Origin of the sequence: Thiocapsa imhoffii, from assembly GCF_016583985.1 — a bacterium.
Lineage (GTDB): Bacteria > Pseudomonadota > Gammaproteobacteria > Chromatiales > Chromatiaceae > Thiocapsa > Thiocapsa imhoffii.
In genome coordinates, this window is record NZ_NRSD01000001.1 from 249,027 (window position 1) to 271,774 (window position 22,748).

At 64.2% G+C, this 22,748-nt stretch carries 12 protein-coding genes and 1 pseudogene; 4 read left to right on the forward strand and 9 right to left on the reverse strand.

Annotated elements, in window-relative coordinates:
• Window positions 1–113 precede the first annotated feature (113 nt).
• Window positions 114–2,423, forward strand: a pseudogene (locus tag CKO25_RS01145) (penicillin acylase family protein).
• A gap of 31 nt (window positions 2,424–2,454) precedes the next feature.
• Here the strand turns inward: CKO25_RS01145 and dtd are convergent.
• From dtd to ilvB, 6 genes are all read right to left on the reverse strand, one after another.
• The gene (dtd, locus tag CKO25_RS01150) at window positions 2,455–2,892 is read right to left on the reverse strand and encodes a D-aminoacyl-tRNA deacylase (protein WP_200386062.1); all 438 of its coding nucleotides are present in this window, start codon (window positions 2,890–2,892) and stop codon (window positions 2,455–2,457) included.
• Between the two features lie 7 nt (window positions 2,893–2,899).
• Complete coding sequence (gene pip / locus CKO25_RS01155; RefSeq protein ID WP_200386319.1) at window positions 2,900–3,850, reverse strand: prolyl aminopeptidase; 951 nt, start codon at window positions 3,848–3,850, stop codon at window positions 2,900–2,902.
• Window positions 3,851–3,921: 71 nt separating this feature from the next.
• A complete protein-coding gene (gene typA, locus CKO25_RS01160; protein ID WP_200386063.1) occupies window positions 3,922–5,736 on the reverse strand; it encodes a translational GTPase TypA in 1,815 nt (604 codons plus the stop codon).
• Between the two features lie 201 nt (window positions 5,737–5,937).
• Window positions 5,938–8,109, reverse strand: coding sequence for a malate synthase G (locus tag CKO25_RS01165; protein WP_200386064.1), 2,172 nt, complete (start codon window positions 8,107–8,109; stop codon window positions 5,938–5,940).
• Window positions 8,110–8,557: 448 nt separating this feature from the next.
• Window positions 8,558–9,610 (reverse strand): WD40 repeat domain-containing protein, encoded by a 1,053-nt coding sequence (locus CKO25_RS01170; protein ID WP_200386065.1) that lies wholly within the window; start codon window positions 9,608–9,610, stop codon window positions 8,558–8,560.
• Between the two features lie 62 nt (window positions 9,611–9,672).
• On the reverse strand, window positions 9,673–11,406 hold the full coding sequence (gene ilvB, locus CKO25_RS01175) for a biosynthetic-type acetolactate synthase large subunit (RefSeq protein WP_200386066.1): 1,734 nt from the start codon (window positions 11,404–11,406) through the stop codon (window positions 9,673–9,675).
• Between the two features lie 151 nt (window positions 11,407–11,557).
• Here ilvB and CKO25_RS01180 point away from each other — a divergent pair, with 151 nt between their 5' ends.
• Together CKO25_RS01180 and CKO25_RS01185 are read left to right on the forward strand one after the other, a co-directional pair.
• Complete coding sequence (locus CKO25_RS01180; RefSeq protein WP_200386067.1) at window positions 11,558–12,697, forward strand: hypothetical protein; 1,140 nt, start codon at window positions 11,558–11,560, stop codon at window positions 12,695–12,697.
• Window positions 12,698–13,070: 373 nt separating this feature from the next.
• On the forward strand, window positions 13,071–13,508 hold the full coding sequence (locus tag CKO25_RS01185; protein WP_200386068.1) for a universal stress protein: 438 nt from the start codon (window positions 13,071–13,073) through the stop codon (window positions 13,506–13,508).
• Window positions 13,509–13,613: 105 nt separating this feature from the next.
• Here the strand turns inward: CKO25_RS01185 and uvrA are convergent, their stop codons facing one another.
• A complete protein-coding gene (gene uvrA / locus CKO25_RS01190) occupies window positions 13,614–19,250 on the reverse strand; it encodes an excinuclease ABC subunit UvrA (RefSeq protein ID WP_200386069.1) in 5,637 nt (1,878 codons plus the stop codon).
• On the reverse strand, window positions 19,250–20,443 hold the full coding sequence (locus tag CKO25_RS01195; protein WP_200386070.1) for a GGDEF domain-containing protein: 1,194 nt from the start codon (window positions 20,441–20,443) through the stop codon (window positions 19,250–19,252). Before CKO25_RS01195 ends, uvrA begins: the two co-directional genes overlap by 1 nt.
• A gap of 162 nt (window positions 20,444–20,605) precedes the next feature.
• On the opposite strand from CKO25_RS01195, the gene CKO25_RS01200 reads away from it, so the two are divergent.
• A complete protein-coding gene (locus tag CKO25_RS01200; RefSeq protein WP_200386071.1) occupies window positions 20,606–20,767 on the forward strand; it encodes a hypothetical protein in 162 nt (53 codons plus the stop codon).
• Window positions 20,768–20,969: 202 nt separating this feature from the next.
• Here CKO25_RS01200 and CKO25_RS01205 read toward each other — a convergent pair whose 3' ends face one another.
• Window positions 20,970–22,601, reverse strand: a complete 1,632-nt coding sequence (locus CKO25_RS01205; RefSeq protein WP_242467253.1) for an AlbA family DNA-binding domain-containing protein — start codon at window positions 22,599–22,601, stop codon at window positions 20,970–20,972.
• Between the last annotated feature and the right edge of the window lie 147 nt (window positions 22,602–22,748).

Sequence of the window (22,748 nt, forward strand, 5' to 3'; positions counted from 1 at the left end):
CGTTGGCTGTCGTGTTGGGTCTGGGCAGTGCCGGGCTCTATTGGGTTGCCAAGCGCGCGGAGCCGGTCTACAAGGGGAGCATCAGCCTGGCGGGTCTCAAGGCCCCGGTTCGCGTGCGCTACGGGCCGCATGCGATTCCGACCATCGAGGCAGAGGACCTCGCGGACCTGCTCTTCGCGCAAGGTTATGTGGTGGCGAGCGAGCGTCTGTGGCAGATGGACCTGTTGCGACGGCTCGCCAGTGGGCGACTCGCGGAACAATTTGGCCCCGTCGTGCTGCCGGCCGACCGGTTTTTCCGCACCATCGGGCTCACGCATGACGCCGAGCGCAGTCTCGCGGCACTGACCGCCGCCGACCGCTAACTCTTGAGTGCCTATGCCGCCGGCGTTAACGCCTATCAGCTCCGCGCCGTGACGCAGCGGCGCGTGCCGCTCGAGTATCGTCTTATCGGCGCCGCACCGGAGCCCTGGACGCCACTCGACAGTCTGCTGATCGGCGGCTACATGGCGTGGAGCCAGTCCTTCAACGTACGCCATGAGCTGGCCTTTCTGCGGCTGGCGGCGCGGCTGGGTCCGGAGCGGGCGCGCGAACTCTTTCCGACGGACGTCGGCATCTCGGCACCACCCCTGCCGCGCGAACTGTCGGAGCTGTTGGGCGCGGAGGCGCGGACACACTTCGGTCCGGCTTCGGGGCTGCATCTTGACGCCGTGGTCGCGCTGATCGGTCGGCTTGGTCTCCCCCAACCGTCCGTGGCGAGCAATGCGTGGGCGGTCACGGGCGCGCGCACGGCCGATGGTGCCGCCCTCTTGGCAAATGATCCGCACTTGGCCGCGTCAATGCCCGGGATCTGGTACGAGCTGGAGCTGATCACCCCGGAACTTGCGGTCGTGGGGGCGAGTCTGCCAGGCATTCCACTGGTGATGATCGGGCACAATCGCGACCTCGCCTGGGGGATGACGAGTACGGTGGCCGATACCCAGGACCTCTTCATCGAACGCTTGACGCCGGATCAGCTCCAGGTCGAGCGACCGAACGGCGAGCTGGAACCGATCCTGACCCGATTCGAACACATTCGGGTCAAGGGGGGCGACACCCACGAGTTGCCGGTGCAGTCGACCCGTCACGGCGTCATCCTCAATCCGGTTCTGGGGCCGATGACCCGCACCCCGATGGATTTGCCGCAGCCGGATACCGCCTATCGCCTAGCGCTGCGGCAAAGCAAGGATCAACCGGATCTCTCCTTTGCCGGACTGCGGCGTCTCAATCAGGCCCGGACGCTCGAGGAGGCCAGCGCGGCCATCCTGGATTTCCGTCATGTCGTCCTGAATCTGATGATGGCCGACCGGGACGGACGGATTGGCTTTCAGACCAGTGGGGTGCTGCCACAGCGCGGCGCGGGCCTAGGTGCCTTCCCCGCGCTCGGTTGGGTCGCCGATCAAGCCTGGCAGGGGAGCGTCCCACAGGCACTCAATCCACGTCTGCTGCAGCCGCCAGGCGCGGCACTCATCAACGCCAATCATCGCATCATTCCGGTCGCCTACCCGGTCAACGTCAGCCAGACTTGGATGGCCCCCTTTCGAGCCGAGCGGATTGCCGCAAGAATCGCCCAGGTGGAACCAGTGACCGCGCAGGAGATGGCACGGATCCAACTCGATACGATCAGCATCCAGGCGCGGCTGACGCAGCAGGCCGTGCGGTCACTTGAGATGGCATTGCGCGCGGTCGATGCCGAAGCCTGGGACATCGCCGTGGCGGAGCTGCTGGAGTGGGATGGCGACATGAGCGCGCATAGCCGTGCCGCCGCCTTTTATGCCCTGCTCGAACCCTCCCTCTATCGGGCGCTCTATGGCGATGAACTCGGCGACGATCTCGAGACGCTCACCAATCTGGCGGCCTTCTCCTACAGCCCACTGCAGGAGACCTTGCGGACTGGACGCTCGAGTTTTTGGGACGATGTGACGACCGACTGGATCGAGGAGCCCGCGGAGATTTGGGCGCGTGCACTGACGGCGGCGAAGGGCGAGCTCGTCGCCCGGCTCGGTTCCGCCGGTGATCCAGGGCTGGCGGCATTGCGGACCCTGACGTTTCCGCATGCCTTCGGCACGCTGCCGCTGATCGGATCGCTCTTCAACGTGGGGCCGATCGGCGTCGGAGGGCATCTCGATACCGTGGCGCTCATGAAGCCCTTGCCGCTCGCCCCCGAGTCCGTGCTGTTCGTGCCCTCAATGCGCGTCGTCTTCACGCCCGATGACTGGTCACGCACTCAAGGGATCCAGCCGTTGGGCCAGTCTGGCCACCGTTTCTCGCCCTACCGGACCGATCAACTCGCGCACTGGCGCGCGGGGCGTCTGCGTGCGTGGCCTTGGCAGGGTCCGAGTGCCGACGAGACCCTTGGGGTGCTGACTCTCCTCCCCTCCCGCTGAGGTCGGTCGTGTCCGCTCAGTGGCTCGCGCATCAGGTCTCGAGCCAAAAGGTAACGGGTCCCTCGTTGACCAGGGTGACGCGCATCTCGGCGCCAAAGCGCCCAGTTGCGACAGGGGCATGGCGGGTCCGTGCCTGGGTCACCAACAACTCGAACAGACGTTGGCCTTCCGCGCTGGGTGCCGCGCTGGTGAAGCTCGCGCGTGTGCCCTGACGGGTCGCGGCCGCGAGGGTGAACTGGGGGACCAACAGCAGGCCACCGCCGATGTCACGCAGGCTCAAGTTCATACGATCGGCTGAATCAGGAAAGACCCGGTAGCCAAGCAGTCGCTCCAACAGGCGTTCGCCGCGCGCTTCGCTGTCACCGCGCTGGACCCCGACGAAGACCAGCAGACCGCGTTCGATGGCGCCGACGGTGGTCCCCGCGACCTCGACTTGGGCACTGGAGACACGTTGCAGGAGACCGATCACGCGCTGATCAACCCAGGGTGCGTGCAAAGCGGTCGGTGGCCTCGACCAAGGCAGCGCGAATCCCCGGCTCGAAGGCTGAATGACCGGCATTTGGGATCACCTGCAATTCTGAGGTGGGCCAGGCTTGATGCAGATCCCACGCCGAGCGCAGCGGGCAGATGATGTCGTAACGGCCCTGGATGATGAGGCCGGGAATGCCCTGCAGGCGGGAGGCGTCCTCGAGCAGCTGATTCGGTCGCAGGAAGGCGCCCGACATGAAATAGTGGCACTCGATCCGGGCGAGACTCAGCGCCACGCTGGGCGCGGCAAAATGGGCCTCGATCGCGGGGTTGGCGCGCAGCGTCGCCGTGCGTCCCTCCCAGACCGACCAGGCCTGTGCCGCCGCGAGACGGGTCGCCTCGTCCGCCCCGGTGAGGCGGCGATGGTAGGCCGTGAGCAGATCGGTGCGTTCCGCCTCGGGGATCGGGGCGATGAACTGCTCCCAATGATCCGGAAAGATCCAGTTCGCGCCCTCCTGATAGAACCAGCGAATCTCGGCCTCACGACAGAGAAAGATCCCCCGTACGATCAGCCCCGTGACCCGATGTGGATGGGTTTCGGCATAGGCGAGGGCCAGGGTCGACCCCCATGATCCACCGAAGACCAGCCAACGATCGATCCCCAAGTGTTCACGGATCCGCTCCAGGTCGGCGACCAGATCCCAGGTGGTATTGGCCGTGAGGCTGGCATGCGGCGTGGAGCGCCCGCAACCCCGCTGGTCGAACAAGACCGCACGGTAGCGTGTCGGGTCGAAGAAGGCGCGATGCGCAGGCTCACACCCGGCCCCTGGTCCTCCGTGCAGGAAAACCACGGGGATGCCGTCGCGGCGTCCACATTCCTCAACATAGAGGCGATGGCCGTCCCCGACCTCCAGGGTCTGCGTGGCAAAGGGTTCGATGGGGCGATAGAGATCAGTCATGGGGTTTGGGTCATCCATCACTAGGATCGTTCGTCGCGGCGGGCGGGGTCGGGAGGTTCTAACCGACTGGTCTAATTCCCGCGGCTCGCTCGCTTGCGCTCATTCTCGGTGAGATGGCGTTTGCGCACGCGGATCGCGGCAGGCGTGATCTCGACGAGTTCATCATCCTCGATGAATTCCAGTGCCTGCTCGAGCGTGAACTTCACCGGCGGCGTCAGCAGGATGTTCTCGTCCGAACCCGCCGCGCGAATGTTCGTCAACTGTTTGGCCTTCAGTGGGTTGACCGTGAGATCGTTTTCGCGTGAATGGATGCCGACCACCTGACCTTCGTAGACCTCATCACCCGGCGAGACCATCATGCGGCCACGTTCCTGGAGGTTAAAGAGGGCATACCCGAGGGCCTTGCCGGTCGCGTTGGAGATGAGCACCCCATTGCGCCGCGGGGCAATCCCGCCAGGATTGGCCGGGCGATAGCGGTCGAAGATGTGATATTTCAGTCCCGTGCCCGAGGTCAGGGACATGAATTCGGTCTGGAAGCCGATCAACCCCCGGGACGGCACCTCGTAATCCAGCCGGACGCGGCCCTTGCCATCTGGAATCATGTCCTTCAGCTCGCCGCGTCGTTCCCCGAGCGCCTGCATGATGGCGCCCTGCGCGCTCTCATCGATGTCCACCGTGAGCTGTTCATAGGGCTCACAGATCTGGCCGTCGATCTCCCGGAAGATGACCTCGGGGCGCGAGACGGCCAATTCGAAACCCTCGCGGCGCATGGTTTCGAGCAGGATCGAAAGGTGCAACTCACCGCGTCCGGAAACCCGGAATTTTTCCGGGTCATTGCCTTCCTCGACACGCAGCGCGACGTTATGAATGAGTTCGCGCTCAAGGCGATCCTTGAGCTGACGCGAGGTGAGGTATTTGCCATCGCGTCCCGCGAATGGCGAGGTGTTGACCTGAAAGGTCATGGTCACGGTTGGTTCGTCGACCGTGAGTGATGGCAACGCCTCGAGATGATCCGGGTGACAGAGGGTATCGGAGACATTGGGCGCCTCGATGCCGGTGAGGGCAACGATATCGCCCGCGTTGGCGACCGGGACTTCGTGGCGCTCCAATCCCAGATAGCCGTAAACGAGCCCGACCTTGGCGCGATAGCGTCCACCGTCGGGTTTGACAACGATGATCTGCTGATTGGGACGCACGGTGCCGCGGCGGATGCGCCCGAGCGCGATGGCGCCGACGAAGGAGCTGTAGTCGAGCGTGGAGATCTGCATCTGGAAAGGGGCATCGGGGACGACCTCGGGCGCGGGGCAGTGCGTGACGATGGCCTCAAACAGCGGTGTCATGTCGCCCTCGCGTACCTCGTCGCTCAATCCCGCGTAGCCGTTGAGCGCCGAGGCATAGATGATCGGGAAATCGAGCTGTTCATCACTGGCGCCGAGCCGATCGAAGAGATCGAAGACCTGATCGATGACCCAATCCGGGCGGGCGCCTGGGCGGTCGATCTTGTTGACCACGACGATCGGGCGCAGTCCGTGGGCAAATGCCTTACTGGTCACGAACCGCGTTTGGGGCATGGGTCCTTCTTGAGCATCGACGAGCAGCAGCACCGAATCGACCATCGAGAGCACGCGTTCGACCTCGCCACCGAAATCAGCGTGTCCAGGGGTATCGACGATGTTGATGCGGTAGTCACGCCAGCGCAGGGCCGTGTTTTTCGAGGTGATGGTGATCCCGCGCTCCTTTTCCAACGCATTGGAGTCCATCACCCGCTCGACGGGCCCGAATCGTTCACCGAGGGTGCCGGATTGCTCCAGCAGTTTGTCCACGAGCGTGGTCTTGCCATGATCGACATGGGCGATGATGGCGATGTTGCGTAACGTTTCGATCACGAGTGGAACTCCGAGTGAAAAGGGGAAACCGGTCAGGGATGGGTGATGGTCATGCCGCGGGCAGGCGGCTCGCGCGCAAGTGTATACCGGTCACGCCCATGACTGTTTCGGTTCCACTCGGATTGCGCCACGCTCGGAATTCAGGATACGTCGGCGAGGGCCTCCGTGCGGCGCACGCCGCACGGAAGCATCAGCCCGTCCTTAGCTCGCCTTCAGTCGCTTGCGCATCGCATGCAGGGTGGGCTCGGTATAGCCGTTTGGTGCCTCACGCCCCTTGAAGATCAGGTCCGCGGCAGCCTGGAAGGCAATGCCGTCGAAGCGGGGCGCCATCGGGCGGTAAAGCGGGTCCGCCGCGTTCTGCGTGTCCACAACGGCGGCCATGCGTTTGAGGGTGTCCATGACCTGATCGCGCGAGACGACGCCGTGATGGAGCCAGTTGGCAACCTGTTGACTGGAGATCCGCAGGGTTGCGCGATCCTCCATCAGGCCGACGTTTGCGATATCCGGAACCTTTGAGCAACCGACGCCTTGATCGATCCAGCGCACGACATAGCCAAGGATCCCTTGGCAATTGTTGTCGAGCTCCTGCTGGATTTCCTCGGGACTCCAGGCGCGGTTGGGGTCGAGCGGAATCTGCAAGATGGTATCGAGCTCCGCGCGCGGACCACCCGCGGCCAGTTCAGCTTGGACCGCCGCGACGTCGACCTGGTGATAGTGGATGGCGTGGAGAGTCGCCGCGGTGGGGGAGGGGACCCAGGCGCAGTTCGCGCCCGCCCGCGGATGTCCCGCCTTGGTGGCGAGCATGGCCCGCATCTCATCGGGCATGGTCCACATCCCTTTGCCGATCTGGGCGTGACCAGGCAGACCGCAGGCGAGCCCGACATCGACGTTCCAGTTCTCGTAGGCGAGCAGCCAGGGCGCGCTCTTCATGTCGCCTTTGCGCAGCATGGCACCGGCCTCCATGTCGGTGTGGATCTCGTCGCCCGTGCGATCGAGGAATCCGGTATTGATGAAGATGACACGCTCGGCGGCGACGCGAATGCACTCTTTCAGATTCAGGGTGGTGCGCCGTTCCTCATCCATGATGCCGATTTTGATGGTGTTGCGTGGCAATCCCAGGGCCTCCTCGACGCCGGCGAAGATGTCCACGGCGAGGCGCACCTCGTCGGGACCGTGCATCTTCGGCTTGACGATATAGATGCTGCCGGTGCGTGAATTGCGCTTGGCCCCCCGCTCGGGGTGGATATCATGCAGGGCGCACGCGACCGTGACGATGGCGTCGAGCATCCCCTCGGGGATCTCTTGGCCGTTCTCATCGAGCACCGCATCCGTGGTCATCAGGTGGCCGACATTGCGGACCAGCATCAAGGAGCGACCAGGCAGCGTGAGGGCATCGCCCGTTGGGGTGTGGTAGGTCCGATCGGGCGCGAGTGTGCGCTCGAGCACCTTGCCGCCTTTCTGGAACTGCGCGGTGAGATCACCCTTCATGAGACCGAGCCAGTTGCGATAGACCAGCACCTTATCCTCGGTGTCCACCGCCGCGACCGAGTCTTCGCAGTCCTGGATGCTGGTGACGGCCGACTCGAGGAGCAGGTCGGCGACCCCCGCGGGGCTGTCGCGACCGACCTGATGTTCCCGATCGATGCACAGCTCGATATGCAGACCCTGATGCACGAGCAGAATGGCCTCGGGACGATCGGGAGTGCCGCGATAACCGGCGAATTGCTCCGGTTGGCTCAACATGGTCTGGCTATTGTCTGGCAGGCAGACGACGAGTTTGCCTTCGTCAACCCGGTAACCACAGGACTCGGCATGGGAGCCACGGTTCAGGGGCGCGGCTTCGTCGAGGAAGGCCGCGGCGCGGGCAATGACCTCGGCCCCCCGTTTGGGGTTGTAGTGTGCGCCGCGCTCGAGACCGTCCTCGTCCGGGATGACGTCGGTCCCATAGAGGGCGTCATAGAGGCTGCCCCAGCGAGCGTTGGCCGCGTTCAGGGCATAGCGCGCATTGTTCACCGGCACGACCAACTGAGGACCGGCAATGGTTGCGATCTCGGGGTCGACATGGGCGGTGGTGACGCTGAAGCTCGGTCCTTCCGGAACCAGGTATCCAATGTCGGCGAGAAAGGCGCGATAGGCGCCGGTGTCGAGGGGTTGGCCGCGATGCTCGAGATGCCAGTGGTCAATCTGACGCTGGAGTGCCTCGCGGTGGTCGAGTAGGGTGCGATGGCGCGGTGCGAGCACCTGAACCATGGCGCCGAAGGCCTGCCAGAGGGCATCGTTCTCAACCCCGGTGCCGGGCAGGATCTCATCTCGCACGAGGTCGTAAAGGGGTTTGGCGACCTTCAGGCCGCCGATTTCCACGCGTTCGATCATGGTATTGGGTCTCCGTTCCTCGTTGGATAGAGGTTTGCTTCAATGGGCAGCGCACGCAAGCGATTTGGTGGCGGCCAGAGGACTCGTCGCGAAGTGGATCACTGCGCGGCGCATGGCGGGCTGTTTGCATCCGACCGCGGTGGCCGCGACACCGCGCGGTTCGCGGTACCCGGTACCTCGTTGCCACGGCCTGGTGCGCCGCTGTCGGATTCGGTGCAAGCGCGGCCGTACGATCTGATCCGGATGGCAGCCACGGCATCACGCCGCCATTCGGATCCTGACCATCTCCTATCATTGTGCCCGAGGCGGTCGCAAGGCAAGATTTCACCGATGAAATCTGTCAAGCAACAGCATTCGTCAGCACAATGCTGAGTCACCCAGGTGGGTCGACGGGGCTGTGCTTGAGCGGCTCGCTTGTCCTCGGACAGCTCGTGAGAGGTTTGGCGGATCAGCGCTTCCCGCCAAATAGACGCCCGAAGAGGCCGCCAGACGGGGCTTTGTGCGTCGCTTGTTCCGCTTGAGCCGCCGTCGCGGCCGCCAGGGTTTCGGCATCCTCCGCATTCGCTTGCTGCCAGGCCTGACTGAGACTCTCCCAACGCGGATCGTTCGCCTCGAGGCTCCAGGCACGAATCTGTTTGTCCACACTACCGGAATAGAGCCATTGCCCGTCCGGGCTGAAGGCAACGCAATAGACGTCCTTCTCGTGCCCGGTCAATCGCGTGAGTTCGGCGCCGGTTGCGGCATCCCAGAGGATGATGGTCTTATCGGCACTCCCAGAGGCAATGAATTTGCCGTCAGGGCTGTAGACCGCGCTCCAGGCCGGATAGGTGTGCTCTTCCATTTCCATGATGAGTGAACCCGTCGCGAGATCCCACAGTCCAATTGATCCGTCGACATTACTCAGCAGGAGACGGCTGCCATCGGGGCTGAATTGGGTGCTGTTGATGCCATTGTTGATGACATCGAGCCGGCTCAGCTCAGCGCCCGAGGAGACGTCCCAGACGGCCATGGTGCAGTCGCGGCTGCCCGAGATCAGGCGTGACCCATCGGGTGAGAAAACCACGCCTTGAACATATTGCGGATGACCTTCAATGGTGCGGACCAAGGTCCCATCCGCGGCGTTCCAGATACAGATGGTGCCGTCTTCGCTGCCGGAAGCGAGCAGCTGACCTTGGGGCTGGAAATCGAGGCTGTAGACGAGGCTGCTGTGTCCGCTCTGAGACCAGAGTGCCGTGCCGGTGGCGACGTCCCAAAGTCGCACGCTGGTGTCGGTCCCGCCGGAGGCCACCCAGTGTCCATCAGGGTGAAAGCGGACGCTGTAGACGCGCCCGTCGTGACCGGTGAGATCCTGTTCGACGCGTCCGGTGTCGAGGGTCCAGATCTTGACGTGGCTGTCCCAACTTGCGGTCGCTAGACGACGCCCGTCGGGGCTGAGTGCAAGTCCGTAGATGGTGTCCGTTGCGGCCGTGCGCGGCACGGAACGCCAGTGTGGGCTGGACATCGGGGTCTCCTCAATCGCTGAAACAGGATGGTTGTCAGTGCGGGGCGATCGTTGGACCGGGGTCAGGACTCGATCATCTGATCGAGCCGATGACCTGGCCGCACCATGGGGATAACATTTTCGGCCTTGTCGATCCAGATATCGACGAGGACCGGGCCGGGCTCGGCGAGCGCCTCGGCGAGCCCGTCACGCAGTGCTCGGGGATCCTTGATCCGCCGGGTCTTGAGTCGCGGGTAGACATACTTCAGGCCGGTGAGATTGGGGATCTGACGCCGGCAGCTTTGGTCGAGATCGATGCAATCGGGATCGCAACTGCTGTTGCGAGCGAGACAGGTTTCGTAGTGCAGGCCGGCGTCCATCATGTCTTCCCACTGGCGCACCATGCCCAGGAAGCTGTTGTTGAGGACGAGGATCTTGACCGGGATCTGGTTTGCGACCAAGGTTCCGAGTTCCTGGATATTCATCTGGAAGCTCCCGTCGCCGTCGACCAGCACGACAGGGTTGTCGCGGTCGGCGAACCAGGCGCCGATGGCCGCGGGAAGGCCAAAGCCCATGGTGCCCAGTCCGCCTGAGCTGACCCATTGGCGAGGTCGCTGGAAGCGGTAATACTGCGCGGCCCACATCTGATGCTGTCCGACGCCCGTGACCAGGGTGGCATGGCCGTGGGTCAGTTCCGAGAGCGTTTCGATCACGGCCTGCGGCTTGATGTACTCGGATTGCGCGTAGGGCTTCGGCATTTGGGTGCGCCAGTGGGCGATCTGCTCGAGCCAGGGGGTGTGCCGCGCGCCCTGCCCGTGGGTGAGAGCGTAGTCGAAAAAAGTGCCCAGCTCGGCGACCAGATGCAGATCGGTGGGAATCGTTTTGTCGATCTCGGAGGGGTCGATGTCGACATGCGCGATGCGCTTACCGGTCGCGAAGCCCTTCACCGCGACCCGGTCATCGAAACGTCCCCCGAGTGACAGGATCAAGTCGGCATCGCGAAGCGCATAGTTGGCGGGGATACTGCCGTGCATCCCCGGCATGCCGAGATTGTGTGGCCGTTCGAAGGGGATGGCGCCAAGCGCATTGAAGGTGGTGGTCACCGGTACGTCGAAGCGTTCGGCAAAGGCTTGGAGCCGACTGGCCGCATTGGCATGGATGATTCCGCCGCCGGCCTTCACGACTGGCCGTTCGGCCGCGGCGAGGGCGGCGAGAATGGCCTCGGCCTTGAGCGGGTCGAAGGCGACCGGCTCGCGGTGACGGATCCGCGGTGGGTTGGATGCGGCGGTGGCGGCGAGTTGGACGTCCTTGCAGATATCGACCACCACCGGCCCGGGGCGCCCGCGGGTGGCGAGCGCGTATGCCTCGCGCAGGATCCACTCAAGATCCCGGACCTCCTTGACGAGGTAATTGTGCTTCGAGATCGGGCGCGTGAAGCCGACCGTGTCGACCTCCTGGAAGGCGTCGGTTCCGATCGCGCCACTTGGCACCTGGCCGGTGATAAAGAGTGTTGGCAATGAGTCCTTATGGGCATCGGCGATCGGCGTGGCGAGGTTGGTCGCGCCGGGACCGGAGGTGGCAAGCGCCACGCCGACCCGGCCGCTGACTCGGGCATAACCCTCCGCGGCGTGACCGGCACCGCCCTCTTGGCGGCAGAGGATGAAGGTGGGCGCCGGTTCGCGGCGGCGCATGCGTCGATTCAATTCGACATGCAGTGGGATCACGGCCCCACCCGTATGGCCGAACAGATACTCGACCCCAAGGTCGGAGAGGACATCGAAAAAGATCGCGGCACCGGAGCGCTGTTCGTGACTCATGAGTTGCAGGACCAAGGCATTGCTTCGGACGAACGCTAATCATACCCTCGATCGCCATCGGATCAGGCGTTTCGGTTATGCTGCGCGCGGATCGGTGCACCGGAGACCGCGCCTAGAAGGTTGAATCTCTCGAATCTTTCAGGAGGATGGCATGCAAGCGATCGTCGGTTTGTTCCACAGACTCAAGCGGATCGATTACGAACGCCTCTTTGTCGGTTCGGTCGTCGCATTCACGCTCATCGGTGGTGTCTACGTCTATCTCGTCGATATCCATTTTGCTGAGTCGAACGGGGCGGACCTGACCCAGGCCCTAGGCACGGATCCCGAGATCGTGCAGCGGCTGGCACCGATTGGGCGCGTCGCGCTGGCGACATCGGTGGCGGCTGCGCCGACTTCCGACCTGGCGGCTCCCGCACCGCAGGAGCCCGCCTCATCGGAAGAGCCGGCGCTGTCGGACATTCCAGAGCGATCGCAGGAGCCCGCGCAAGCGGAAGACGCCGTGCGGTTGGCGGAGCCCGCATCGGCGGAGGAACTAGATCTGTTGGAAGACGCAGAGGTCTCGGCAGGGTCCGCGCTGCTAGACGAGATGATCGCACCGAGCGAACCGGTGTCCACCCTGCAGGAGACGATGCCATCAGTACCGACTGAGGTGGTGAGCGATCGTCTGGACGGCACCGCTGAAGGGGATGCGACCGCAGCGGGCGACGCCACCGTGCGTGCGTTGGATGACGATCAGGGCCAGGATGAGGTCCGTGCGTCAGTGCCCGTCATGGCCGCGGACGACGCACCAGCGGAACACCAGGCCGAGACCGCCCGCACGCCTGATGAGGCGAGTGATCCACTCGCGGGGGTGGACGCGTGGGATGAACCGCCCGCGGCCCCCGGACCGACTGAACTGGATGCGGTGGAGGACCCGGGAACCGCCGGTCCTGACACGATGGCTGATGCGCTCGCGCCGTCGGATACCATGGCGACCGAGGCGGCGGCGCCTACTCCCGCGGATGCCGCCGGGTTAGCGCCCGCTCCCGCGAGCGGCCACGGGGGGGCCCCGATGCCAGCACCCCTTGTAGGCACGCCGCCCTTTCAGGCTGCGCCCGGAGTGCACTATCCAGCCCCGTTCCCCGGCCATCAGCCACCGATGTTGGATCCCCGTCAACCGCCGGCCCCCTGGTTTGGTCCCTACCAGCAACCCCAGCCGGTTCGTCCGGGTTTTCCACCACCGCCACCGCCACCGCCACCGCGACCGGGTCAGCCGGGCCCCTACCCAGCTCCACCGGGCTGGCTGCGTTGAGGGTGGCCTATCACGTTGGGTCATGGGCGCGCCCATCGCAGTGACACCTTGAGCGATCGAGGTGCTCCTCGCATCAGGCCTAGCCGGGATTCTGTCCGTTATGATTGCACTTCGGGCGGCTGCCACCGGTCAAATCAGTCGAGCGGTTGCGTCGAGCCCGAGGCCCGTCGAACTGTGGTGAGATGGGCCGGCGTTGCCGGTCACGCAGCAGTGAGCGCGCTGATCGCTCGATCAGGGCCAGTCGGGCCGGTCCATTCGGCCTGCAACTGGTGAATCGTCCACGCACCAAACATCAATCCTCGAACCAAATGGATTCGACCCTGACCCTCTCGGACCTGTGCACAGGTTCATGATTTGAAGGAGATGACGCATCATGATTTCGCACTACAACCTGATCATCGTGCCAGTTGATGGTTCCGAAGGCTCCGCGCGTGCCGCCGCGTTCGCGGGTGATCTGGCGCGCGCCACCAACTCCCCCATCCAGCTTCTGCATGTCTACTTCCCGTCCAGTAGTGAAGTCATGGGCATGGCGCAGCTGTCGCGTGAACAACTCGAGGTCATCAATCAAGAGTCGGCGGCGGCGGCTTTCGCCAAGGCGCGCGAGGCGATCGGGGATGCTGAGGGCCTGACGATCGAGGACAAGGCGGTTTGGGGTGAACCCCGTGAGGAGATCGTGGCCGCGGCGGAAGAGAATGATGCGCTGATCGTCATGGGCCGGCGTGGTCTGGGGCGGGTCCAGAAACTGATCCTGGGCAGCGTCTCGGATGCCGTGCTGAGGACGGTGCGGCGTCCGGTGACACTCGTCGGCTGAGCACCCTTTGGTCTAGCCTGTGGCACTGGGATCGCCAGTGCCCGATGCGCTAAGGGTGCTCTGAGCGTTGAGCGGGTCGCGCGCGGCGCAGGTCCGGGTGGACACTCAGGCGTTGCTCGCGAGATGTTCGCTCAGGGCGAGTGCGGTCGGGTAGGGACCCGCGTTCGCGACCGTTTCCGGGGTGCCGGCGGCAACGATCCGGCCCCCTCGATTACCGGCGTCCGGGCCGAGGTCGATGATCCAGTCGGCGTCGGTCATGACGTCGAGATTGTGCTCGATGACGACCACCGTGTGACCGGATTCCACCAGTCGGTGCAGCACCTCGAGGAGCCGACTCACATCGGCCATGTGGAGCCCAACGGTGGGTTCATCGAGGACATAAAGCGTCGGGAGCGATTTCCTCTTGATACGTGCCTTCGCAAGTTCCGTGACCAGTTTGATCCGCTGCGCCTCCCCACCCGACAGGGTGGGACTGGGCTGCCCTAACTGCAGGTAGCCAAGGCCAACCTCGCGCAGCAGCAGCAGGCGTTGACGGATGCTGGGGTGCGCATGGAAGACCTCCACCGCTTCATCGACACTGAGCGCGAGCACGGCGCCGATGTCGTGTCCGAGGTAACGGATCTCGCGGGTTTCGCGCTCAAAACGCTCCCCCTGACAGGCCTCGCAGGTCATGCGCGCGTCAGGCAGAAAATTCATCTCCAACGTTTGAACCCCTTGGCCCTCGCAGGTGACGCAGCGACCGCCGCTGGTGTTGAATGAGAAGTGGGAGGGTCCCCAGCCGCGCAGCCGCGCCTCGGGGGTGGCGGCGAAGAGGCGCCGGATGGCATCCCAGATGCCCACATAGGTTGCCGGACAGGAACGGGGCGTCTTCCCGATCGGGGTTTGGTCGACCTCGAGGACGCGGCCGAGTGCCTGCCATCCCGTGACCTGTCGGCAGCCGCATCGAGCCAGGCCCTGGGAGCCGGTTGCGGGCTCGAACGCGAGTAGGTGGCGGAGACTCGGCACCAGGATCTCTCGAATCAGGGTCGATTTACCGGATCCCGAGACGCCTGTCACGCAGACGAGTCGGGCGAGCGGAATCCGTGCCTCGACGCCCCGCAGGTTGTGTCGTTGGGCACCCTTGACGACCAGCTTAGGGTGGGTCTTGGTGCAGGTGCGGATGGGCCGTGTGCGCGTGCGCCGTCGCGCCAGGGCGCGCCCTGTGACCGACGCAGGATTCCGTATCAGCTCCGAGACCGTGCCCCGCGCGACGATCAGGCCACCCTCTCGACCCGCGCCTGGGCCGAGATCGATCACCTCATCGGCGCGACGAATGGTCTCTTCATCATGTTCGACGACGATGATGCTGTTGCCCTTGGCGCGCAGACGCTCGAGCCCGTTCAACAGCAGGTGATTGTCGCGTGGATGCAAACCGATGGTCGGTTCATCGAGAATGTAACAGACCCCGCGCAGGTTGGAGCCGAGCTGCGCGGCGAGTCGAATGCGTTGTGCCTCGCCGCCGGAGAGGGTGGGCGCGGAACGCGCAAGCGTGAGATAGCCGAGTCCGATCTCGCCGAGGAAGGTGAGGCGCTCGCGAATCTCGTTCAGCAGGTCGCGGGCGATCGCCGTCGCGCGGTCATCGAGACGGAGTTCGGCGAGCCAGTCATGGGCTTGGTCGACCGTCAGGGCCGTGAGCTCGGCGATGGTGCGCTCATGAAATCGCACCGCGCGTGCCTGGTCATTGAGTCGCGTGCCCTGACAGCTCGGACAGCTCGAGTGCTCCGTGGGGTCGGGCCAGGTCCCGCCGCTCTCCTCAGTGTCCGACCCGGCGCCACCATCGGGTTGTGCGAGTCCGGTGCCGAGGCAGCTTGGGCACCATCCGTGTGGTGAATTGAAACTCAAGTGTCGCGGATCGAGCTCGGGAAGGGCGACCCCGCAACAGGGGCAGGCGCGGCGGGTTGAGTAGGGTGTCTCGCTCCCCCAGGATCCCGCCTCGGTCGTGACCACGCGCAGCGTGCCCTTGCCAAGATCCAATGCCTGCTCCAAGAGTGCGCCGAGGGTCTCGGTGTTCTGGCCCTGAATGCGGATCTCTCCGACCGGGAGGTCGATCTGGTGCTCGCGATAGCGATCGAGTCGCGGCCAGTCGTGCGTCTCAAGGGGCTCGCCATCGACGCGCAGGACGGGCCAGCCATGCCGTGCCGCCCAGTCGGCCAAATCTCGATACAGGCCCTTGCGCCCCTGGACCAGAGGGGCCATGAATGTGACCTGGCGCCCAGCGTGATCGCGTTGGATTCGCGCCAGGATGGCCTCACGACTCATGGGTTCGATGGGACTGTCGCAGTGCGGGCAATGCTGCCGACCCAAACGTGCGTAGAGCAGGCGCAGGGCGGGATGGATCTCGGTGAGGGTTCCGACCGTGCTCTTGATGCCCCCGCGACTGGTGCGTTGCTCGATGGCGATGGTCGGCGGGATCCCGAGCACCGCATCAACGTCCGGGCGCGCGGCCGGTTGGACGAATTGGCGGGCATGGGCGTTGAGTGATTCGAGGAAACGGCGCTGGCCCTCGGCGAAGAGGATGTCAAAGGCAAGCGTGCTCTTGCCACTGCCCGAAACGCCGGTGATGACGATGAAGCGATCGCGCGCGATCGTCAGCGACAGATTCTTGAGGTTGTGCTCGCGCGCATGGATGACCTGGATCGCGCTCTGGACCGGGTGTGCGGGGTGCGCGAGCGGAGGGATGAGCTCGCTGGGGTCTGGGGCGGGACCCTCGGCGCGCGATGCGATAAACGGCGCCGGTGCCTCGGCGAGGAGCTGGTGAGTGGTCGTCTTGTCGCTGGGGGGCGTGGCGCGCTCAGCCGCCGCGGCCTGAGCGCGGTGCTGTTCGGCGCGGTCGCGCAAGGCCTGCCCGGTGTGGCTGGTGGGATGACGCGCGAGCTGTGCGGGCGTGCCGGCGCAGACCAGTGCACCGCCCGCCGCACCGCCCTCCGGACCGAGGTCGATCAGCCAATCAGCGGCTGCGATCAGGTCGAGATGGTGCTCGATGATCAGCAGCGAGTGCCCGGCCCTGAGCAGTTCTTGGAAGGCCGCGAGCAGGATCGCGACATCCGCGGCGTGCAGCCCGGTCGTGGGTTCGTCGAGCAAGAACAAGAGGCCGCCGTCGCGGGCCTTGCCCCGACTGGACTTGGCCAGATGGCCGGCCAGCTTGAGCCGTTGTGCCTCGCCGCCCGAAAGCGTGGGCACGGGCTGGCCGAGTCGCAGATAGCCGAGCCCCACCGCCAGGAGCGGGGCGAGCGCCCGTTGCAGTTCATCATCCTCGGCGAAGCAGGCGAGCGCTTCCGTCGTGGTCATCTCCAGGATATCGGCGATCGAGGAGCCGGGATCGTCTGCCGATGCATTGAGTCGCACCTCCAACACCGGCGCCCGATAGCGACGCCCGTCGCAGTCCACGCAACGCAGGTCGACGTCGGCGAGGAACTGCATCTCCAGGTGTTCAGAGCCACTGCCGCCACAGGTCGGGCAGCGCCCCTGACCACTATTGAAGCTGAAGGTGCCTGCGGTGTAGCCGCGTTCCTGGGCGAGTGGTTGGGCCGCAAAGCGTTTGCGCAGAACTTCGAACGCACCGACATAGCTGGCCGGATTCGAGCGCGTGGTGCGGCCAATCCCGGATTGATCGAGGAGCACGACATCCGCGATCTGGGTTGCTCCGTCGAGCCCTTCATGCTCCCCCGGCGGTTCCACGGGATGCCCCTTGAGCTGACACAGGGCCTGGTAGAGCACGTCCTCAACGAGTGTCGATTTCCCTGATCCGGATACCCCGGTGACAACCACGAGGCGGTGCAGTGGGATCGCTACATCGATCCTCTTGAGGTTGTGAGCCGCTGCGCCACGCACCTTGAGCCAGTGGCCCGTTGCGTCCGGTGGGGTGGGGGTTCGGGTGCTGGCGATCTGTAGCCGACCGGCCAGATAGTCGCCGGTGAGCGAACCAGGGATGCCCGGCAAGTCGGATGGGAGCCCGGAGAAGAGGATGCGACCGCCCTGTTCGCCGGGTCCGGGACCGAGGTCGACAATCTGGTCGGCGGCCCGCATCACCTGCTGATCATGCTCGACGACCACGAGTGAGTTCCCTTGATCACGCAGACGTTGGAGGATGGCGATGATGCGATCCAGATCACGAGGATGTAGCCCGATACTGGGCTCATCGAGGACGAACAGGGTGTTGACCAAGGTACTGCCGAGCGCGCTGGTCAGATGGATGCGCTGCATCTCGCCACCGGAGAGGGTGCGCGACTGGCGCCCAAGGCTCAGATACTCGAGCCCGACCTCACACAGATAGCGCAGTCGTGCACGGATGCCCGTCATTAACTGATCGAGCGCGGGTACGGTCACGAGGGCGTCGCAGAACGCGCGACAACGGCTCAAGGGCAGTTGCATCAGGTCGTGGAGGCACAGCCCGGGGAGTGTCTGCCAGGCCGCCTCACTCATCCGCACGCGGGCATGGCGAAAACGCTGCGCGGGCTCCAAGACCTGTTGTGCGAGCCCGGTGCTGCCGAGGCGCCAATCCAGCGCCTCGTCGACCAGGCGCGCGCCCTGGCAGGTGGCGCAGACATCATAAGCGCGGTAGCGCGAGAGCAGGACCCGCACATGCATCTTGTAGCTGCGTCCTTCGAGCCAGGTGAAAAAACGCTGCAAACCGTACCAAACACCTGTCTCCCACTCGCCTTCACCCGCGATGACCCAGTCGCGATCCGCGTCCGTGAGATCGCGCCACGGCACATCGGTTGGAATCCCGCGACGATGCGCGAACCCCATGAGGTCCTCTTGGATCTCCGAGTAGCCCGCGGATTGGATCGGTTTGATGGCCCCTTCGATCAGTGATTTCGAGGGATCCGGGACGACCCGTGACCAGTCGATCCCCAGGGTGCGGCCGAAGCCACGACAGGTCGGACATGCTCCCACGGGTGAATTGAAGGAGAAGCGCCCTGGGGTTGGCTCGGCGTAAGGGATGTCACAGTCCGGGCAGTGCAGCGCGTCGGAGAACCGCCACGGCGGTCCGGGTTGGCGTTCACTGTCGAGCGGATAGACGGCGATCCGGCCCTGGCCGCGGGCGAGCGCCGTTTCCAGGGCCTCAAGCGCCCGTCCGCGCGCGTCGGCACGCACACGCAGTCGGTCCTGGATCACCTCGATGCCCTGGGTCTCCAACACCCGGGTCCGGATGTAGCCCTGCTGGGCCAGCAGCGTTTCAACCGCGGGAGCGTCCAGGTGACTCGGAATCGGAACGGTGAAAGCGATCGCGATGGTTTGATTGGCGCTCGTGGCCTGAGCGCACAACTGCTGCCAGATGTCAGCCGGTGTGTCGCGTCGCACGGCACGCCCGCAACCGCGACAATAGGGACGCGCGCCGCGCGCGAAGAGCAGTTTCAGATGATCGTTCAGCTCACTCAGGGTACCGACGGTCGAGCGCGAGGTCCGCACGGGGTTGATCTGGTCGATGGCGATCGCGGGTGGGATGCCCTCGATCAAGTCCGCCGCGGGACGGTCCATACGTTCGAGGAATTGACGCGCATAGGGCGAGAAGGTCTCGACATAGCGGCGTTGGCCTTCGGCGTAGAGCGTGTCGAAGGCCAGTGAGGATTTCCCGCACCCCGAGACCCCGGTGAGCAGGATCAAAGCTCCGCGCGGGAGATCCAGATCGATGTCCTTGAGATTGTTCTGGCGGACTCCGCGCAAGCGGATCAGATCCAGGGTACGACGCGATTCGTCCATCAGGGTCTCGGTTGCGTGATCTCACCCGGTGGCGCCGGGATGGTTGGGTCAGGGGGCTTGCCTAGGGGCGGGGCACCCGCCGCGTGTCCCGACACGCTCGCTGCCGCAGGCGCCGGTGCACTCGCGGCGATCTCAGCGAAGGATAGGATGCGATTGCGACCGCCGCGCTTGCTGGCATAAAGGGCCTCGTCGGCCTGCGCCATGAGATCCTCGGTCGTGTCGGCCCGGCCTGGAAAGGTGGCATAACCAATACTCACCGTGGTTGTCAGCGTGTCAGTGCCGTTCTCGATCAGGCTGTTGGACACCATCGAGCGAATGCGTTCGCCGGCCTCACGGGTGGCCTGCTCCGTGCTATTGGGCAGGAGCAGGACGAATTCGTCGCCGCCATAGCGAGCAACCAGGTCCGTGCTGCGAATGCTGTGTCGGATCCCTTCGGCGACGGCCTGGATGACGCGATTACCGACCGCGTGACCGTGTCGGTCATTGACCTCCTTGAGGTTGTCGGCGTCGACCATCAGGATTCCGAAGGGCTGGGCATCCGGTTGTGTCATCGCCTTGCGATGGTGCGCCAGTGCGCGCCAAAAGGCACGCATGTTCGGCACGCCGGTCAATTCGTCGGTCTCGGACAGGCGCTGCACCAGGGATCGCGATGAACTGATATCGCTTGCAAGCAGCGAGGTGACATAGGCCACCAGCACGACTGGTGCGAAGTGCAGCATGAGCTGACTGAAGGTGGCGTAGACGAAGAGATCGTCACCGAGGCTGGTGTAAGCGGCGAGCAGATAGAAGCTCGCGATCAAGGCGACCTTGAGCAGGGTGGTCAGCTTGCCAAGGGTCAGCGCACTGAAGACGATCACCAATAGGAACAAACTGATCAATGGGCTCTCGACCTTTCCGGTATGCCACACCACGAACGCGGTAAAGGCCAGCATGACCCAGGTCTCGATGGCGAATTTCCAACAGGTCGGTAGCGTCAGGAGGTTGAGGTAACGAAAGATCAGGACGAATGCCGTGTAGAGCGCGGCGACACTGCTGATGGCGAGAGGATGGTCGAGGGGTTCGTCAGGAAGCGCGAGATAGACCAAGACCAGGGCGAGCAGGAGCCACTCGATCTCGGCCAAGGTACGATTGAAGCCGCTCATCTCATCGGGAGCGACGGCCGTGTGATGGGGTGTCGAGTGCGATGGTTTCATGTCGAGACCCTGAGCTGGCGATCACGGCGATCGTGATTGACGATCATCAAAAAATTCTCCAGGGCCCTTGAGGACGCTGTCAGCGTCCCCCAGTATCTAGCCCGTACCCGATCGAAATGATCGGGAATTCTCATCATCATCCCACATCAGAGGATTCCAGCCATGTCGATTCGACTCTCCACTCTCGCTACCGCCCTTCTTCTTGGCAGCCTGATGGTTGCCGGCTCGTTGTTGACGGCGCAGGCCGGTGATGGCTGCACGAAGGACAAGGCCAAGGATGCCTCCGGATCGGCAGCCTACCCGACGACGACCTTGTCACTGTAAGGACGCTGTCGCGCCCGGACACTGTCGTGATCCCGCCGGCTCGGTTGAACCGAGCCGGCAAACCCCAGCACTTTCCGCACCATCTCCACCCCCACATGATCCCCCCAGCCGAGTGACGCACGCCCAGGATTGGACCACATCACAGTGGATGATCTGATGCTCTCGAGCTGTCCTCGATTCGGTCCGCTTCCGCTGTTCTCGTTCACCCGAAACGACCGCGAATGTACTTCAGTGCTCGACTGATCGATAGGTCGGTATTCGAGGGTCCGTTGCGGATCAAGAACCACTCACGTCGCTTGTCGTCGAGGAGAAAGACGGGCGTATTGGCCCGCTCGCACTCCACGACACCAATGCGGACGTCCTCGAAGTCGTGGAGCTCGAAGCGGACGAAGCGCGCGTATTCCGGGCCGAGATGTTGGTTGAACAGATTCTTGAAATGCAGTCGACATTTGTCCTCGTTTTCGAAAAGATCGGCAGCGAGTCCATGCGCGGTGCCATCATCGGCGATGCCGAGGAGTAGGATGCCGCCCTCGCTGTTGAGAAATGCCGCAACGGCCTTCAGCCAAGCCAGTTCGATCTCGCGTCCGATGGTCTTGCTGTGCAGATTCATCCGCATCGTGGATTTGAATTCCAGATGACAGCCTTCGCCGGAGAGGATGAGCTCGCGCAGCTCCGATGCAACCTTCGTGCGGTCGATCCGAAGTTTCGGCAAGTCGCTTAATTGGCGATGATATTTACGCACCAATAGGGTTGTCATGGCGAGGCTGGCGAGCATGATGGCGACGACGGTCAAGGCCAGCAGATGCCAACGATTCTTAAGGATGGCGAGGGTTCGCGACACCGGCAGGACCACGGCGACCCAACCACCGGTCGGGTCATCCGTCAGGGGTCTAAAACCACCCCACCATGGGACCCCGTCACGGTTGAAGCGCACCAGTTCGTGTTCGGGGCGGCCGGCCTGGTTCCAGGCCGCGACGGCGTCGATCGCCAGCGAGGCATCTGGCGTGAGGTGTGCGGAAAAGAAGCCATCGTCGTCCGCGGGCGGGGACTCCTCGGTGGGAGCGGGTGGCAGATAGATGCTGCCGGCATTGGTGAAGAGAAAGCCGCGACCATCCACGGAAATGGCATGCTCCTCGATGCTCTTCACGATGCTGTCCATGGCAATATCCATTGCGGTGATCCGCATCAGGTCGTCTTGTTGCCAGGCCAAGGCGACGGTCAATCCGGGTGATTGGGTTGACGAGAAGAGATAGGGCTGGGTCCAGACTGGCACGCCAGGACTCGTCTCGGCCATGATGAACCAAGGTCTCAGGCGCGGGTCCCGATCGCTTTGTAGAACCTCCTGCTCCACGGGCTCTAGCGCCTGGCTCCAGCGGGTGTGTCGGAGTTGTTCAGGATCCTGCGGATTCAGCACGTACGTTTGCCAATGATCCCCGTCGCGCTGTAATCGGTATTCGGTGCCCTCGCCGGTGGCGTCGATGACCCCGGCGATCTGCGGCATGTGGGCGAGCGTGGGAACCAACCGCTTGGTTAGTTCGAACTCGTCGAGTGGGGTCAAGCCCGTGCTGGCGATGCCGTCGCGGATGATCAGCAACTGCTGCTCCACGGGCGTGATCAGCCCCATGACCTCATCGCGAATCGAGACCGTCGCGGTATTGATGCGACTTTCGGCCAGATCCTCCTTGATGCTGTCGATCAATGGGATGTTGATGGCGGCCAAGAGCGCCGCCGTCATGAAGAGGAGGAGGAGCAGATCGCGCAGCAGGCGCGTGCGGACGGGACCAGAAGAGAGGCGGAGCAGTGAGATCGGGTCCATGAGAAGGTGATCAGGCATCGGAACGGGATCAGGATTGGGTATAGTAGTCCCGTTTAGCGTGGCAAGGAGTGCCGTTGGGCGAGGCGCGGCGGGTCGATCCCGCTGGGATCCGCTCTGGGTCATGGCCTTGGTTGAGGAGTCGCCGGGACGCGCGACGACCATTGT

Bases quoted from the DNA above. Each gene is read 5' to 3' on its own strand.
- uvrA (WP_200386069.1), bottom strand. From the start codon at position 19,250: ATGGACGAATCGCGTCGTACCCTGGATCTGATCCGCTTGCGCGGAGTC.
- CKO25_RS01195 (WP_200386070.1), bottom strand. From the start codon at position 20,443: ATGAAACCATCGCACTCGACACCCCATCACACGGCCGTCGCTCCCGAT.
- CKO25_RS01200 (WP_200386071.1), top strand. From the start codon at position 20,606: ATGTCGATTCGACTCTCCACTCTCGCTACCGCCCTTCTTCTTGGCAGC.
- CKO25_RS01165 (WP_200386064.1), bottom strand. From the start codon at position 8,109: ATGATCGAACGCGTGGAAATCGGCGGCCTGAAGGTCGCCAAACCCCTT.
- CKO25_RS01170 (WP_200386065.1), bottom strand. From the start codon at position 9,610: ATGTCCAGCCCACACTGGCGTTCCGTGCCGCGCACGGCCGCAACGGAC.
- CKO25_RS01185 (WP_200386068.1), top strand. From the start codon at position 13,071: ATGATTTCGCACTACAACCTGATCATCGTGCCAGTTGATGGTTCCGAA.
- ilvB (WP_200386066.1), bottom strand. From the start codon at position 11,406: ATGAGTCACGAACAGCGCTCCGGTGCCGCGATCTTTTTCGATGTCCTC.
- CKO25_RS01205 (WP_242467253.1), bottom strand. From the start codon at position 22,601: ATGCCTGATCACCTTCTCATGGACCCGATCTCACTGCTCCGCCTCTCT.
- CKO25_RS01180 (WP_200386067.1), top strand. From the start codon at position 11,558: ATGCAAGCGATCGTCGGTTTGTTCCACAGACTCAAGCGGATCGATTAC.
- pip (WP_200386319.1), bottom strand. From the start codon at position 3,850: ATGACTGATCTCTATCGCCCCATCGAACCCTTTGCCACGCAGACCCTG.